Source organism: Nocardioides sp. NPDC047086 (genome assembly GCF_040643685.1).
In the GTDB taxonomy this organism is placed as follows: Bacteria; Actinomycetota; Actinomycetes; order Propionibacteriales; family Nocardioidaceae; genus Nocardioides.
In genome coordinates, this window is the sequence record NZ_JBEYUV010000002.1 from 27,237 (window position 1) to 42,872 (window position 15,636).

Consider the following 15,636-nt stretch of genomic DNA (forward strand, 5'->3'; position numbering starts at 1 on the left):
AACTTTCAGCGGCGGTCGACGTCGTGTCCGCCGGCCAGGTCGCCGCACTCCACCAGGCGTACGTCGTGGGCCTTCAGGTAGCCACGGGCGCCCTGGTCGCCGACCGCCGCCTCCATGACCCCTGCCCAGTGGTCGCGCCCGATCAGCACCGGATGCCCGGGAACCCCGACGTACGCCGCCCGCGCCAGCCCGGCGGTCGAGCCCGCTCCGGTGGTCGAGACGACCCGGGAGACCACATCGGCCCCCACGTCCGGCAGGTCGACGAGATGGACGACGGCGGCCTCGACGTCCGGCCCGAGCGCCTCCAGACCGACCCGCAGCGAAGCCCCCATCCCCGCGTCCCAGTCCTCGGCGACGACGACCCGCTGATCGGCCGGGAGCAACACCCGTGCCTCGTCGGCGGACGCCCCGAGCACGACGAGCACGTCGTCGCAGCCACCCTCGCGCAGCACGGCGAGCGAGCGGACCAGCCAGTCGTCGACCAATGCCTTCGGCGTGCCCATCCGTCGGCCCGCGCCGGCGGCCAGGAGAAGCCCGGAGATCACTTGAACGCGGCGGTGTAGAGCTTCTGCAGCTTCGGAGTCTTCGCGTCGCTGTAGCCACAGCCGATGACCTTGGCATCACCCTTGGCCGCGACCAGGTAGTTCTTGCCCTTCTCGAACTCGGGCATCGGGATCGTGCTCGGCGTGGGCAGGGCGATCCGGACGGTGTCGGTGCCACCGACACCGTCGGCGTACATCCACGTCTTCACCCGCAGCACGGCCTCGGTCTCGGACACGCTCTCCGCGGTGCCTTCGAAGGCCAGCGCGGCGTTCTGGGAGAGCCACTTCGAGGTCGGTGGGATGCATCGGGCGGCGTCGGCGACGACGGTCAGCTCGGTGGTCCCGCCACCCCCGGCCGGAGCGGATGGTGAGGGGACCGGCGCGGTCTCGGTGACCGTCGCGGTCGGCGACGGAGGTGCGGCATCGGGATCCTCGGCGGTGTCGTCGGAGCTGAGGAGGCCGAAGGAGGCGACGATCGCGACGAGCACGACAGCGGCAGCGATCACGACCGCGACCCAACGCCACGGTGACCGCGGCGGCTGCATCCCGGTCTTCGGTCCGAGGTCGACGCTCATGCCGTCGTTCGCTGGCGCTCGCTCATGCCAACATCATGCCTCACCCGTGGGCGTCATCCGTGCACCCGGCCGGACACACCCGTTGACACCCGTTGACACACGCAGGCGGGGCCCTGGCTTCGAAGAGCCCTGACCCCGCCCGCCGCTGCAGAACTTCACCCGGATATTCCCTTGGGCATCAAGCCCCCCAGATCCAGACGCTTCCCCGCAGTCGGCCACTGTGTGGAGCACCCATGTTGCGTTACCAAGCTGTTGTCGAGACAGTGTCGAAAGTCCCCAAAAGGATGGGGCCGCTGGGCCCATCCTCACCGCCTGATCAGGTCATGCCAGCTGACGATCGAGGAACCCGACGACCCGCCGGATCGAGAGGTCCCACTGCGGCCCGAAGGCGTGCTGCTCACCCGGGTAGACCCACAGCCGATGACGTACACCCGCGCTCTCCAGCAGGTCCCGGGTGGTGTAGGCCCACCGGATCGGGCAGGACTCGTCGTTGGTCCCGTGGTGCATCTGGAGCGGGACCTCGATGTGGTCGAAGTACGTCCGCGCCGACAGCCCATCCCAGAACTCCGGCTCCGTCTCGGGATCGCCGTACTGCCGGTAGAGCCGGGCCACCTCCTCGGGCCGCGACGGCACCGCCCACCGGTTGATGTTGTCGACGATGTCGGAGGAGACCGAGGCGTACGTCACCCCGGCTCTCACCAGCCCCGGCTGGGCGACCAGCGCGTTCATCACCACTCCCCCGCCCATGGAGCGGCCGAGCAGCGCGGTGCGGTCGTGGTCGACGTACGGCAGTCGCTTCATGGCCTGGACGGCGTTGATGGTGTCGCGGGTGTAGCCGAGCCGGCTCTCGTCCTCCTCGGTGCCTTCCGGGATGGGAGAGGATCCGGCGTGGCCGCGGTAGTCGGTGTGCAGGACGACATAGCCCTCCCGCGCCAGCCGGTCCTGCTCGCGCCGCAGGCCCTGTCCGGTGACGTAGATGTCGGTGTCGATGTGGCCGTGCGCGAACACGACCCCGGGGAACGGCCCGGCGCCCCGCGGCCGGAAGAGCACTCCCGTGATCGTCAGCGGACCGCTCGGGTAGCTGACCTCGAAGCGCCGATAGGCCTCCGTGCTCCCCGACTCCCGCAGCACCTTCACCTCCCCGCCGGGGAAGTCCTCCCGCATCAACTGCGGGAGCGAGACCTTGTCGGTCACCGGTGGCAGCGTCTGCGACGGGCTCGGGGAGGGCGCAGGCGGGATCGCCGAGGCCGTCGGCGTCGCCGACCGTGACGACGGCGAAGCGGCCGGCTCCCCGCCGCATCCAGCGAGAAGCACGGCCGAGAACGCCAGCGCCGACATCGCCTTCAGGCCCATGCGATCGAGCGTAGCCCGGTGCCCGCGATACGACGGGACACTTTGGTCGGTCTACCCGCCGGTAACGGACGAGAACGTCCCGTCGTACCTCCCTGGCGTCACCGGAAGACGCGAAGAGGGCCTCTCCCGAAGGAGAGGCCCTCTTGGTGGAGCTAGCGAGACGGACTCAGAAGCCCATGCCGCCCATGTCGCCCATGCCACCGGTCGGGTCGCCACCAGCGGCGGCCTTCTCCGGCTTGTCGGCCACGACGGCCTCGGTGGTGAGGAACAGCGCGGCGATCGACGCGGCGTTCTGCAGCGCCGAGCGGGTCACCTTGGCCGGGTCGATGATGCCGGCCTGGAGCAGGTCGACGTACTCGCCCGTGGCGGCGTTGAGGCCGTGGCCCTGCGGGAGGCCGGCGACCTTCTCCGCCACGACGCCGCCCTCGAGGCCGGCGTTGATGGCGATCTGCTTCAGCGGCGCCGAGATGGCGGCCTTGACGATCGAGGCACCGGTGGCCTCGTCGCCGTCGAGCTCGAGCTTCTCGAAGGCAGCGGCAGCGGCCTGGATCAGCGCGACACCACCGCCGGCGAGGATGCCCTCCTCGACAGCAGCCTTGGCGTTGCGGACGGCGTCCTCGATGCGGTGCTTGCGCTCCTTGAGCTCGACCTCGGTGGCCGCGCCGACCTTGATGACGGCCACGCCGCCGGCCAGCTTGGCGAGGCGCTCCTGGAGCTTCTCGCGGTCGTAGTCGGAGTCCGACTTCTCGATCTCGGCACGGATCTGGTTGACCCGGCCCTCGATCTGACCCTGGTCGCCCGAACCCTCGACGATGGTGGTCTCGTCCTTGGTGATGACGACCTTGCGGGCCTGGCCGAGCAGCTCGATGCCGGCGGTCTCCAGGGAGAGGCCGACCTCCTCGGAGATGACCTGACCACCGGTGAGGATGGCGATGTCCTGCAGCATGGCCTTGCGGCGGTCACCGAAGCCCGGAGCCTTGACGGCGACGGACTTGAAGGTGCCCTTGATCTTGTTGACGACCAGCGTCGAGAGAGCCTCGCCGTCGACGTCCTCGGCCAGGATGACCAGCGGCTTGCCGGTCTGCATGACCTTCTCCAGGACCGGGATCAGGTCCTTGACGCTGGAGATCTTCGAGTTGACGATCAGGATGTACGGGTCGTCGAGGACGGTCTCCATACGCTCCGGGTCGGTCACGAAGTAGGCCGAGATGTAGCCCTTGTCGAAGCGCATACCCTCGGTCAGCTCGAGGTCGAGCCCGAAGGTGTTCGACTCCTCGACGGTGATGACGCCTTCCTTGCCGACCTTGTCCATCGCCTCGGCGATGATCTCGCCGACGGTGGTGTCAGCAGCGGAGATCGAGGCGGTAGCAGCGATCTGCTCCTTGGTCTCGATGTCCTTGGCCTGGGCGAGCAGCTGCTCGGAGACGGCGTCGACGGCCGCCTCGATGCCGCGCTTCAGGCCGGCCGGGTTGGCACCCGCGGCGACGTTGCGCAGGCCCTCGCGGACCAGCGCCTGGGCGAGAACGGTCGCGGTCGTCGTGCCGTCACCGGCGACGTCGTCGGTCTTCTTCGCGACCTCCTTGACCAGCTCGGCACCGATCTTCTCGTAGGGGTCCTCGAGCTCGATCTCCTTGGCGATGGAAACACCATCGTTGGTGATCGTGGGGGCACCCCACTTCTTCTCGAGCACGACGTTGCGGCCCTTGGGACCGAGGGTGACCTTGACGGCGTCGGCGAGGGTGTTGAGACCCTTCTCCAGACCCCGACGGGCCTCCTCGTTGAAAGCGATGAGCTTCGGCATTGCTCCTGCGATCCTTCACTTGGGAAGTTCGTTGGATCCGGTCCGATGGGTTGCCCGCGACGGACGACGCCACTCCCGGCAGAACCCTTCCCTGCCGCTCGCGACGCCTCAACGTCACCGGTCCGGTTGTTGTCACTCTCATGGTAAGAGTGCCAGCCTCATGTTTAGCACTCGACCCCTTCGAGTGCAAGAAAATCCCAGAATGGCGAGGATCAGAGAGCCTTCGCGAGCTCGGCGAACTCGAGGTCGTCGCGCAGCGGGAGACCGAAGCGCTCGTCGCCGTAGGGGAAGGGCTCGAAGCGTCCGGTACGCCCGAACCCCCGCCGCTCGTAGAACGCGATCAGGTCCTCGCGCTGGCGGATCACGGTCATCCGGATCTCCTCCGCGCCCCACTCGCGCGCGATCCGTTCGGCCTCGGCGATGACCGTCTTGCCCACGCCGGCTCCCTGAAGCTGCGGCGAGACGGAGAACATGCCGAAGTAGACGTACGCCTCGCGCTTCTGGAGCTGGCAGCAGGCGACGATCTCGCCGGCACGCTCGACGACCAGGAGCCGGGAGCCCGGAGCGGTGATCACCTCGCGTACGCCTTCGGGGTCGGTGCGCTGGCCCGCGAGCAGGTCGGCCTCGGTCGTCCAGCCGGCGCGGGAGACATCGCCGCGGTAGGCGGACTCGATCAGCCCGACCAGGGTCTCCACATCGGAGAAGGTCGCGTCACGGAAGGTCAGCTCAGGCACGTCGCCGAGGATAGCCGGGGCCGTCGTCCGCTGGTCGATAGTCAGGCGGGCAGGTCGGGCAGCACCGACCGTCGCAGCCAGGCGTCGAAGAGCAAGGTGAGGTCGCGGCCGCAGACCTCGGCGGCGAGGGCCTCGAAGTCGGCGGTGGTGACCGATCCCCCGCTGTGCCGGGCGACCCAGGCGCGCAGGATGCGGAAGAAGGAGTCGTCGCCGACCGTGCGCCGCAGTGCGTGCAGGGTGAGCGCTCCGCGCTTGTAGACACGATCGTCGAACATGTCCGCGGGACCGGGGTCGGCGAGGACCAGGTTCTGCGCCAGCGCGGAGAGCCGGCGGTGGTGGTGACGGGCGTGCTCGCCGCACGAGCGGCCCCCGGAGGCGTCGGACCACAGCCACTCGCTGTAGCAGGCGAAACCCTCGTGCAGCCAGATGTCGCGCCACTCGCGCAGCGTCACCGCGTTGCCGAACCACTGGTGAGCGAGCTCGTGGGCGACGAGACGTACCTCCGACCACTCACCGGTGAGGTGGTTGCGCCCGAAGGTCGACAGCGACTGCGACTCGAGCGGGATCTCGAGCTCGTCGTCGGTGACCACGACGGCGTAGGAGGCGAAGGGATAGGGACCGAAGACCGAGCTGAAGTAGGCCATCATCTCCCGCTGGCGCCCGAAGGAGGCCTCGAAGCCGGCGGTCGCGTCGGCCGGGTACGCGGCCCGGATCGGCACCTGGCCGCCCGCCCCTCCGGACGGCGCGATGTCGACGATCCGGTAGCGCCCGATCTGCACGGTGGCGAGATAGGTCGCCATCGGCTCGGCCTGCCAGTAGCGCCAGGTCTCCCCGCTGCCGCGGCGTACGTGGGAGGTCAGCTCGCCGTTGGAGACGACCGCATAGCCCGGCGCCGTCGTCACGCTGATCGCGTAGCGGGCCTTGTCGGAGGGACGGTCGTTGCACGGGAACCAGGTCGGCGCACCGTGCGGCTGACCTGCGACGATGACACCGTCGTCGAGCTCCTCCCAGCCGGCGTCGCCGTGGTGCGAGAGCACCACCGGGCGGGGCTTGCCGGAGTATCTGACCGTGATCACGAACTCCTCGCCGGCTGCGATCCGCGAGCGCAGGTGCAGCACCAGGCGGTTGTCGTGGTGGGCCCACTTGGCCGGGGGGCGACCGCCGATCGCGACCTTCTGCACCCGCAGGTGGGCGAGGTCGAGGACGACGCGGTCGAGGTCGTCGACGGCGACCGCGCGGATCGTCGCCGTGCCCGCGAGCCGGTTGCCGACCAGGTCGTAGGTGAGCTCGAGGTCGTAGTGGGTCGCGCTCCACGACAGGTCCCCGTGACCTGCCACGTAGGGGTCTGCTGTGGGGAGCTTCGGCACGGCGGTCATGTTAGGTGCCCGCCTGGTCCCACGGGCCGATCGGGTTGCCGATCCACAGGGTCTTGTCCGGAAGGCTCTCGCCACGCATCACCAGCGAGACCGGGCCGACGACCGCGTGCCGGCCGATGGCGGCCGCGGGCAGGATCACCGAGTTGGGCCCGAGCGTCGCGCCGCGCCGGAGGACGACCTCGTCGAGGGACAGGACGCGGTCGTGGAACAGGTGGGTCTGCACGACGGTGCCGGCGTTGACCGTGGCTCCGTCGCCGAGCTCGACGAGGTCGGTCTCGGGGAGCCAGTGGGTCTCGATCCACACACCGCGGCCGATCCTCGCGCCGAGCGCCCGGAACCAGAGGTTGAGCACCGGGGTGCCCGACACGGCACCGGTGAACCAGGGCGCGGCGAGCACCTCGACGAAGGTGTCGGCCAGCTCGTTGGCCCACACGAACCAGCTCCACAGCGGGTGCGACCCCGCCCGGATGCGGCCCACGAGCAGCCATTTGGCCGCCACCGTGATGCCGGCGGCGACCGCTCCGGCGGCCGCGAGTACCGGGCCGGCGACCAGGAACGCGACGAGGAGGTCGGTCGCGTCCCAGATCCTGACCAGCACGTAGGCCACACCGGCGTAGAGCAGCACCGCGAGCGTCAGCGGCACCAGCCGGGCCAGCTCGACGAGCGCCCGGGCGATCTCGAGCCGGACCGGCTGGTCGTAGGTGCGTCCCGAGTCGGTCGCGCCGGCCGCCCGGCGCAGCGGCGCCGGCGGCGAGCCGAGCCAGCTCTCCCCCTTCTGCGCGCGTTTGCGGCGCGGGGCCGCGCTGAGCACGGCGACCAGGGACGCCTTCGGCACCTTGCGGCCCGGTGCCGCCATGCCGGAGTTGCCGACGAAGGCCCGCTTGCCGATCTTCACCCGCTCGACGCGCAGCCAGCCACCGCCGAGCTCGTAGCCGCCGATCAGGGTGTCGTCGGCCAGGAAGCTCTGGTCGTTGACCTGGGTCAGCCCGGGGATCATCAGGACCGTCGAGGCCTCGACGTGCTTGCCGATCTTCGCGCCCAACGCCCGCAGCCACAGCGGCGTCAGCGTCGAGGAGTAGAGCGGGAAGAGCCAGGTGCGTGCCTCGTCGAGCACCTGCATCGTCGACCAGACCGCGACACCGGCCAGGCTGCGTACGGGATGTACGCCGGGGGTGATCGCCAGACCGGCGAGCCGCACGACCACCCAGATCAGCGCGGCCAGGGTGGCGAAGCCGGCCGCCACCGCGACCGGGCTCCAGGCCAGCAGCGCCCCGACGTCCGCGTAGGAGGTGGGTACGCCGGCGAGGGTGACGGCGACGAGCACCCCGACGCCGACGGCGACCGAGGGCAGCAGGGCGAGCACCGCCGCCGCGATGCCGTAGAGGAGCATCCAGACCCGGGCCCGCGCCTCGGGCGGCTGCCACGGCCCGCGGGCCTCTCGGGCCGCGCGTACGGCCGGCGACCCCGACCAGAACTCGCCCGTCGGCACCACGCCGAAGACCGCCGACCCCGGTCCGACCTCGGCGTCGTCGCCGACGCGGGCGCCGGGCAGCAGCGTCGACCGTGCCCCGACCCGGGCCCGTTCGCCCACCTCGACCTCGCCGAGGTGGAGCACGTCGCCCTCGATCCAGTGACCGGAGAGGTCGACCTCCTGCTCGATCGAGCAGCCCTTGCCGAGGGTGAGCATGCCGGTGACCGGCGGGAGGCTGTGCAGATCGACGTTCTTGCCCATCCGCACGCCGAGCAGCCGCGCGTACCAGAGCATCCACGGCGCCCCGGCGAGACCGTGGGCGCCGAGCTCGTCGACGGCGTGCGTCGCCAGCCAGAGCCGGAGATGGACCTTGCCGCCGCGGGGGTGCTCCCCCGGACGTACGCCGTGCAGGATGAGTCGGGCCGCGCCCGCGGCGAGCAGCATCCGGCCGGGCGGGGTCAGGAAGGCGAGCACGGCCGGCACGAGGACCCACCAGCCGATCGCGGGCAGCCAGGGCGCCCACGGCTGGGCGAGCGTCGTGCCGAGCGCGGTCCAGGTCAGCCAGCGCGGCGCCGCCAGGCAGCGCAGCAGGACCGTGGCGACCACCTGTGCGACCTGGGTCTTGAGGCGTACCGCCGGCACCTCGCGCTCGGAGACCGCCGCGGAGCTGCCCATCTCGTCGATGTAGGTGGCCAGTGCGCCGAGCGAGGGCCGGTCGTAGATGTCGCCGAGCGCGACCTCGGGGAAGCGCTCGCGGATCAGGCTGACCATCTGGGCGGCGGTCAGGCTGCCGCCGCCGAGGTCGAAGAAGTCCGCCGCCGGCCCGGTGACCTCGGCGCCCAGGACGTCGTTCCACAGCCCGGCCAACCAGGCCTCGGTGTCGCTGAGCCCCTCTCCCGATCCCGCGGCCGAGGCGAGCGGCCACGGCAGCGCGTCACGGTCGACCTTCCCGCTCGTACGCGTCGGGAGGCTGTCGACCACGGCCAGCCGTGGCACCAGGGCCGCCGGCATGTCGGCCCTGAGCCGGGCGACGGAGGCGGCCTGGTCGAAGGTGTCGTCGACGGTGACGTAGCCGACGAGCAGGCTGTTGCCCGCTGCGCTCTGGCGCACCGCCGCCGCGGCCCCGACGACCCCGTCCAGCTGCAGCAGGGCGCTGTCGATCTCGCCGAGCTCGATACGCCGGCCGCCGAGCTTGATCTGGTCGTCGGCGCGCCCGCCGAAGAGCAGCCCGGCCGGGTCGTTGACGACGAGGTCGCCCGAGCGGTAGGCCCGCTCCCAGCCGAGAGCGGGCATCGGAGCGTACTTCTCGGCGTCCTTGGCCGCGTCCAGATAGCGCGCCAACCCGACACCGCCGATGATCAGCTCGCCGGTCTCACCCTCGGGCACCGGTGCGCCCGTGGCCGGGTCGACGACGGCGAGGTCCCAGCCGTCGAGTGGGAGACCGATCCGCACCGGCCCCTCTGCGGTCAAGCGGGCACCACAGGCCACCACCGTCGCCTCGGTCGGACCGTAGGTGTTCCACACCTCCCGGTCGGAGGTGACCAGCCGGGCGGCGAGCTCGGGCGGGATCGCCTCGCCGCCGGTGATCAGCAGCCGGACCTGGTCGAGGGATGACGGCGGCCACAGCGCGACCAGCGTGGGCACCGTCGAGACGATGGTGATCTGGTTGGCGACCAGCCACGGGCCGACGTCGATCCCGGAGCGCACCAGCGCGCGGGGCGCCGGGACCAGGCAGGCGCCGTAGCGCCAGGCCAGCCAGATCTCCTCACAGCTCGCGTCGAAGGCCACCGAGAGACCCGCCATCACCCGGTCGCCGACCCCGATCGGGGCGTCCTGGAGGAAGAGGCGCGACTCGGCGTCGACGAACGCCGCGGCGTTGCGGTGGGTGACCGCGACGCCCTTCGGGGTGCCGGTCGACCCGGAGGTGAAGATCACCCAGGCGTCGTCGTCGGTCGCCGGGTCCTCCAGCTCCCGCGCCTCCCGGACCTCGGTCGCGGTCGTGACCCGCAGGTCGTCGGTCACGATCGCCGCGACCTGTGCCTCGCCGAAGACCAGCCTGGCCCGCTCCTCGGGGTCGTCGGCGTCGACCGGTACGTAGGCGGCGCCCGCGCAGAGGATGCCCAGGATCGCGACGTACAGGTCGGTGGTGCCGCTCGCGATCCGTAGCCCGACCTTGTCCCCCGGCCCGATCCCGGCGGCGTTCAGCTCGGCGGCCAGCCCGTCGGCGTCCTCCTCGAGCTCGGCGTACGTCAGCAGCCCGTTGCCTGCGTCGACGGCCGGCTCGTCGGGCACTTGGGCCGCGGTGGCCCGGAAGATGTCGACGAGGGTCCGAGGCTCGGGCGCGAGGTCGCCGCGCAACAACGGGTCGGTCACGCTTGGATGGTTCACTCGCTGACGCTCGCTCACATGCGGAGCCTTCCGGGAGGAGTTGAACGCATGGCGTACATCATCGTTCCTTCTCGGTGTCGATTTGGCCTTGTCCCACCCGTCATCCCCGGTGAAAGACTCACATCGAGGCACGAGAAGGGATCCAGACGATGACCAGATACATGGTGCTGCTGCCGGCGAACGAGGCCTTCTGGGCCGAGTCGACGCCCGAGGAGAAGGCCGCCGGCTACGAGGTCCACGGCAGGTTCGCCAAGCTGCTCGCCGAACGGGGCCACAAGGTCACCGGCGGTGCCGAGCTCCACCACTCCAGCAAGGCCCGGACGCTGCGCAAGACCGGTGACGGGGTGGTGATCACCGACGGCCCGTTCGCCGAGACCGTCGAGCACGTGACCGGCTTCTACACGATCGAGACCGACGACGTCGACGACATGCTCGAGTGCTGCAAGGTGCTCGCCGAGCTCGAGACGGCGCTCGAGGTCCGCGAGATCGTCGAGCACGAGGGGATGTCGGCATGAGGTACCTCCTGCTGCTCGGCGGCCCCGACCACCACGCCCGCTGGGCCGCCCTCTCCGAGGAGCAGAAGCAGACCGCGTACGCCGACTTCGGTGCCTTCGCGAAGGCGGTCGCGCAGCGGGGCGAGCTGATCGACGGAGACGCCTTGCAGCCCGAGACGACCTCGCGAACCGTCCACGAGGACGGATCCGTGACCGAGGGCCCGTACGCGGAGTCGGTCGAGCAGCTCGGCGGCTACTACGTGGTCGACGTGCCCTCGATCGACGACGCCCTCGCCCTCGCGAAGCTGCTGCCGAAGCACTTCGCCGTCGAGGTCCGGCCCACCCAGGGCGTGCAGATCAGGTGACGTACGCCGAGGCGCTGCTGCGCGAGGAGTGGGGCCGCCTGCTTGCCCTGCTCGTCGCGCAGTTCCGCCGCCTCGACCTGGCCGAGGACGGGCTGGCCGACGCCTTCGAGGCGGCCGCCCGGCGCTGGACGGTCGACGGCGAGCCTGCCAACGGGCCGGCCTGGCTGCTGACGACCGCGCGCCGGCGGATCGTCGACCGGATGCGCTCGGAGGAGGTGCTGGCCCGCAAGATGCCGCTGCTCGTGGTCGATGCCGGGCTCACCCAGGAGGCGCAGCAGGTCATGGCCACGGTGCCGGCCGGGGCCGGGGGCGAGACGGTCGCCGACGAGCGGCTGCGGCTGGTGCTGCTCTGCGCCCACCCGACGCTGTCACGGGAGGCGGCCGCGGCCCTCACCCTTCGCCTGGTCCTCGGCGTCTCCACCGAGGACATCGGGCGGCTGTTCCTCCAGTCGAAGGCGACGATGGCGGCGCGGCTGACCCGGGCACGCAAGCGGCTCGCGGGCGCCTCCTTCGACGTGCCCTCGGACCTCGCCGACCTGCGGGAACGGGTCGGCATCGTCGCCGAGGTCGCCTACCTCGCGTTCACGGCGGGCTACGCCCCCGGCACCGGTCCCGACGTCGTACGCAGCGATCTGGCGGGCGAGGCGATCCGGCTGGTCCGCGTGCTGCGGTCGGCCCTCCCCGAGCCGGACGCGGAGATCGACGCCCTCCTCGCCCTGATGCTCCTGCAGCACTCCCGCCGGGCGGCCCGGATCGGGCCGGACGGCGGCCTCGTCCTGCTCCCCGACCAGGACCGCAGCGCCTGGAGCCTCGAGGAGATCACCGAGGCGCTGGCGATCCTCACCCCGCTCGCCCACGCCGCACCGGCGCCCTCTCTGCTCCAGGCCCTGATCGCCGCGGAGCACGCTGTCGCACCCACCTCCGAGGCGACCGCGTGGGACCGCATCGTCGAGCGCTACGACGAGCTGCTCGCGCTCCAGGACACCCCGGTCGTACGTCTCAACCGGGCCGTCGCGGTGGCCGAAGCCTCCGGGGCCGACGCCGGGCTCCGGGCGCTGGAGTCGGTCGCGCTCCCGGGACACCGGCTGCCCGCCGTACGTGCGCAGCTGCTGGAACGGTCGGGGCGGCGCGACGAGGCGATCGAGGCTTACGCCGAGGCCCTCGCGCTCTGCGCGCACGGGCCGGAACGGGCCGACCTCGCCCGGCGACGCGATGCGCTGGCAGGGTTTGCACCCCATTCGCTAGACGAGAACACGTTCTAGTTGCCACACTCGGTCCTGTGACCCCGATCACCCTTCCTGACATCATCGAGGCGATGGCCGACGCCATCCCCGACCGCATCGCCGTGTTCACGATGGAACACGCCTACAGCTTCGCCGAGGTCGACGAGCGCGCGACCAGGCTGGCCAACCACCTCCTCGGGCAGGGCATCCAACCGGGCGACCACGTCGCCATCCACTCCCGCAACCGGATCGAGTGGGTCGACGCCTTCTACGGGTGCATGAAGGCGCGGGCAGTGCCGATCAACATCAACCACAAGTACCTCCACGACGAGCTCGACCACCTCTATCGCAACTCCGACGCGGTCGCGGCGATCATCGGACCGGAGCACGTCGAGGCGGTCGGCGCGCTCGGCCTGGGCATCCCGACGCTGGTGCTGGGCGAGGAGTACGACGCCGCTGTCGCCGCCGCCTCCAAGGAGCGCCCCGACATCGAGCGCAGCCCCGACGACCGCTACGTCATCTACACCGGCGGCACCACCGGGATGCCGAAGGGCGTCGAGTGGCGCCAGGAGGACATCATCCGGGCCGCGCTGAACGCCAGCCGCTTCGGAGCGCCGTTCGACACCGTCGAGCAGCTCGCCGAGGAGGCCGCGGCGCAGGAGACACCGATGGTGCTGCTGGCCTGCGGTCCGATGATGCACGGCGGAAGCCAGTGGATCATGGGCAACGGCCATGTCGCCGGCTGCACGGTCGCGCTCTACACCGAACCGGCCTGGTCGGCCGAGACGATCCTCGACCTGGTCCAGGCCGCCGGGGTCAACTCGCTCACCTTCCTGGGTGACGCGATGGGCCGCCCGGTCGCCGAGGCGATCCTGCGCGAGCCGGAGCGCTGGGACCTGAGCGCGCTGTTCGCGGTCTCGAACGGCGCCGCGCCGCTCTCCGCAGGGGTTCGCACGCAGCTCCGGGAGGCCCTCCCGGGCCGCTACATCCTGGACTCCTACGGCGCCTCGGAGTCCGGGGCGACCGGCATGCAGGTCGACGAGGGCAACGAGGGCCCGCAGGCCGCGCCGAAGTTCCAGGTCGGGATGGACGTCCAGGTCTTCGACGCCGACCTGAAGCCGTGCGCGCCGGGTGAGACCGGGATGCTCGCGCGCACCGGGTCGATCCCGCAGGGCTACTACAACGACCCGGTCAAGACCGCCGCGACGTTCAAGGAGATCGACGGGCAGCGCTGGTCGATCCCCGGCGACTTCGCGCGGCGCGAGGAGGACGGCTCGATCACCGTCCTGGGCCGGGGCTCGGGCTGCATCAACACCGGCGGCGAGAAGGTCTTCCCCGAGGAGGTCGAGTCGGTCCTGCTACGTCACGCCGACGTCTTCGACACCGCGGTCATCGGCACCCCGCACGAGCGCTGGGGCCAGCAGGTCACCGCTCTCGTACAGCTCCGCGAGGGCGCCACGACCTCGGCCGAGGCGCTGCGCGAGCACTGCCGCAGCCTGATCTCGGCCTACAAGGTGCCCAAGGACATCCTGCTCGTGGAGCGAGTCCCCCGCACGCCCGTGAGCAAGGTGGACTATCGTGCGAGCGCTACGGTCGCTGCCGAGCTGCTCGAGGCGCGTAGGTGACGACCGGGTGATCCGACGTACGGTTCGGTGCCGTACGGCCCTACCCCCGGCCCTACCAAGGAAGGCGCAGACGTCCTGTGTCCGCCGTGATCCCCCTCACACTGCCCGACATCCTGGAAGCGATGGCCGATGCGATCCCTGATCGCACGGCAGTCGTCACCACCGACCGCACCTACTCGTACGCCGAGATCGACGAGCGCGCCACGCGCCTGGCCAACCATCTGCTCAGCGTCGGCCTCGAGCCGGGTGCCCAGGTCGCCGTCCACGCGACCAACCGGATCGAGTGGGTCGACGCCCTCTACGGGTGTCTCAAGGCCCGCACGATCCCGGTCAACATCAACCACGCCTACCGACGCGACGAGCTCGCCCGGACGTACGCCGCCACCGACTGCGTCGCGGCCATCGTCTCCCCCGAGTTCACCGATGACCTCGACGAGCTCTCGCTGTCGCTGGATCACCGGGTGGTCCTCGGCCCCGACTACGACGCCAAGGTCGCCGCGGCGTCCAAGGAGCGGCCGACGGTCGGACGTACGCCCGGCGACTGGCACATCATCTTCACCACCGGCACCACGGGCACCCCGAAGGGTGCGGTCTGGCGCCAGGAGGACCTGATCTGGGCCGCGCTCAACACGGTCCGCCGCAACGCGCCGATCCCCTCGGTCGAGGGGCTCGCCGCCGAGGCGGCCGCCCGCGACTCGGGCGTCGTCCTGCTCGCCGGCGGGCCGCTGCTGCACGGACAGAGCCAGCTGCTGCTCCTGCGGGCACTGGTCGCCGGCGGCACCGCGGTGCTCGACACCTCGCCCACCTTCTCCGCCGAGGCCTTCCTGGACCTCGCCGAGCAGGCCGGCGCCACCGCGATCACGCTCCTCGGCGACGCCCAGGCGCGGCCGGTGGCCAACGCGCGGCTGACCGGCAAGAAGCGCTGGCCCCTGCGCTCGCTCGCCGGGGTCTCCAACACCGCGGCGCCGCTCTCCGACGGCGTCCTCTCCGTTCTTCGCAACGCGTTCGCCCGCCGGGTCATCGTCGACTCCTACGGCACCCTGGAGACCGGCGTCACCGGCTCCCGCGCCGACGACGGCTCCCCGCTGGTGCCCGGCGAGGCGCGGTTCATGGTGGGCCCGGAGGTCGAGGTCTTCACCCCCGACCTCACCCCGGCGGCCCCCGGGGTCGAGGGCCTGCTGGCCCGCTCCGGCCCCGCGGCTCTCGGCTACTACAACGACAACGCCCGCTCTGCCACCGCGATCAAGCTGATCGACAACCGGCGCTGGACCTTCCCCGGCGACCTCGCCCGTCGCGAGCAGGACGGCTCGATCACGCTGCTCGGCAGGGCCGCGACCCTCGTACGGACCGGTGACCTCGAGATCCACCCCGAGACCATCGAGGGCGTGCTCCTCAGCCACGAGGACGTCGTCGACGCCGCCGTCTTCGGCATGCCCCACCCGCGCTGGGGCCAGCAGGTCGCGGCGCTCGTGCAGCTGACCCCCTCGACCGAGACGACCGCCGCCGACCTGCGCAAGCATGCCCGTGACCGGCTCGGGGAGTCGCACGAGCCCAAGCTCGTCCTGCTGGTCGAGTCCGTGCCGCGTACGCCTGCGGGGACCGTCGACTACCGAGCCGCCACCGGCCTCACCGCCGACCTGCTCAGCACCGGCGGCAAGGTCCCGGACGAGGCGGACGACAAGTAGCCCG

General features: G+C 71.2%; 12 protein-coding genes. 5 read left to right on the forward strand and 7 right to left on the reverse strand.

Annotated elements, in window-relative coordinates; genetic code table 11:
- Positions 1-5: 5 nt before the first annotated feature.
- From ABZ796_RS02015 to ABZ796_RS02045, 7 genes are all read right to left on the reverse strand, one after another.
- On the reverse strand, positions 6-545 hold the full coding sequence (locus ABZ796_RS02015; protein ID WP_357334202.1) for a nucleotidyltransferase family protein: 540 nt from the start codon (positions 543-545) through the stop codon (positions 6-8).
- Positions 542-1,117, reverse strand: coding sequence for a hypothetical protein (locus ABZ796_RS02020; RefSeq protein WP_357334203.1), 576 nt, complete (start codon positions 1,115-1,117; stop codon positions 542-544). The genes ABZ796_RS02015 and ABZ796_RS02020 overlap by 4 nt, the downstream gene beginning before the upstream one ends.
- Positions 1,118-1,438: 321 nt before the next feature.
- Entirely contained in the window at positions 1,439-2,470 is a 1,032-nt protein-coding gene (locus tag ABZ796_RS02025) for an alpha/beta fold hydrolase (protein ID WP_357334204.1), read from the reverse strand.
- 166 nt (positions 2,471-2,636) lie between these two features.
- Positions 2,637-4,271, reverse strand: coding sequence for a chaperonin GroEL (groL, locus tag ABZ796_RS02030; RefSeq protein ID WP_357334206.1), 1,635 nt, complete (start codon positions 4,269-4,271; stop codon positions 2,637-2,639).
- Between the two features lie 212 nt (positions 4,272-4,483).
- Positions 4,484-5,005, reverse strand: a complete 522-nt coding sequence (locus ABZ796_RS02035; protein WP_357334207.1) for a GNAT family N-acetyltransferase — start codon at positions 5,003-5,005, stop codon at positions 4,484-4,486.
- A gap of 41 nt (positions 5,006-5,046) precedes the next feature.
- A complete protein-coding gene (locus ABZ796_RS02040; protein ID WP_357334209.1) occupies positions 5,047-6,381 on the reverse strand; it encodes a M1 family metallopeptidase in 1,335 nt (444 codons plus the stop codon).
- A 1-nt stretch (position 6,382) separates the two neighbouring features.
- Positions 6,383-10,225: a Pls/PosA family non-ribosomal peptide synthetase gene (locus tag ABZ796_RS02045; RefSeq protein WP_357334211.1), complete on the reverse strand. Its 3,843-nt coding sequence runs from the start codon at positions 10,223-10,225 to the stop codon at positions 6,383-6,385.
- Between the two features lie 164 nt (positions 10,226-10,389).
- Between ABZ796_RS02045 and ABZ796_RS02050 the strand changes: the two genes are divergently transcribed.
- The 5 genes from ABZ796_RS02050 (at position 10,390) to ABZ796_RS02070 (ending at position 15,632) form a co-directional block, all read left to right on the forward strand.
- Positions 10,390-10,755: a YciI family protein gene (locus tag ABZ796_RS02050; protein ID WP_357334212.1), complete on the forward strand. Its 366-nt coding sequence runs from the start codon at positions 10,390-10,392 to the stop codon at positions 10,753-10,755.
- Positions 10,752-11,099: a YciI family protein gene (locus ABZ796_RS02055; protein WP_357334214.1), complete on the forward strand. Its 348-nt coding sequence runs from the start codon at positions 10,752-10,754 to the stop codon at positions 11,097-11,099. Before ABZ796_RS02050 ends, ABZ796_RS02055 begins: the two co-directional genes overlap by 4 nt.
- A complete protein-coding gene (locus ABZ796_RS02060; protein WP_357334216.1) occupies positions 11,096-12,361 on the forward strand; it encodes a DUF6596 domain-containing protein in 1,266 nt (421 codons plus the stop codon). The genes ABZ796_RS02055 and ABZ796_RS02060 overlap by 4 nt, the downstream gene beginning before the upstream one ends.
- Before the next feature lie 17 nt (positions 12,362-12,378).
- Positions 12,379-13,947, forward strand: coding sequence for an AMP-binding protein (locus ABZ796_RS02065; RefSeq protein ID WP_357334217.1), 1,569 nt, complete (start codon positions 12,379-12,381; stop codon positions 13,945-13,947).
- Positions 13,948-14,033: 86 nt separating this feature from the next.
- Positions 14,034-15,632 carry an AMP-binding protein gene (locus ABZ796_RS02070; protein WP_357334219.1) on the forward strand — a complete coding sequence of 533 codons (1,599 nt, stop codon included), beginning with the start codon at positions 14,034-14,036 and terminating at the stop codon, positions 15,630-15,632.
- The last annotated feature ends 4 nt before the right edge of the window (positions 15,633-15,636 follow it).

Excerpts from the sequence above, each read along its gene's own strand:
- ABZ796_RS02020 (WP_357334203.1), bottom strand. The coding sequence starts at position 1,117 with ATGAGCGTCGACCTCGGACCGAAGACCGGGATGCAGCCGCCGCGGTCA.
- ABZ796_RS02025 (WP_357334204.1), bottom strand. The coding sequence starts at position 2,470 with ATGGGCCTGAAGGCGATGTCGGCGCTGGCGTTCTCGGCCGTGCTTCTC.
- groL (WP_357334206.1), bottom strand. The coding sequence starts at position 4,271 with ATGCCGAAGCTCATCGCTTTCAACGAGGAGGCCCGTCGGGGTCTGGAG.
- ABZ796_RS02040 (WP_357334209.1), bottom strand. The coding sequence starts at position 6,381 with ATGACCGCCGTGCCGAAGCTCCCCACAGCAGACCCCTACGTGGCAGGT.
- ABZ796_RS02050 (WP_357334212.1), top strand. The coding sequence starts at position 10,390 with ATGACCAGATACATGGTGCTGCTGCCGGCGAACGAGGCCTTCTGGGCC.
- ABZ796_RS02055 (WP_357334214.1), top strand. The coding sequence starts at position 10,752 with ATGAGGTACCTCCTGCTGCTCGGCGGCCCCGACCACCACGCCCGCTGG.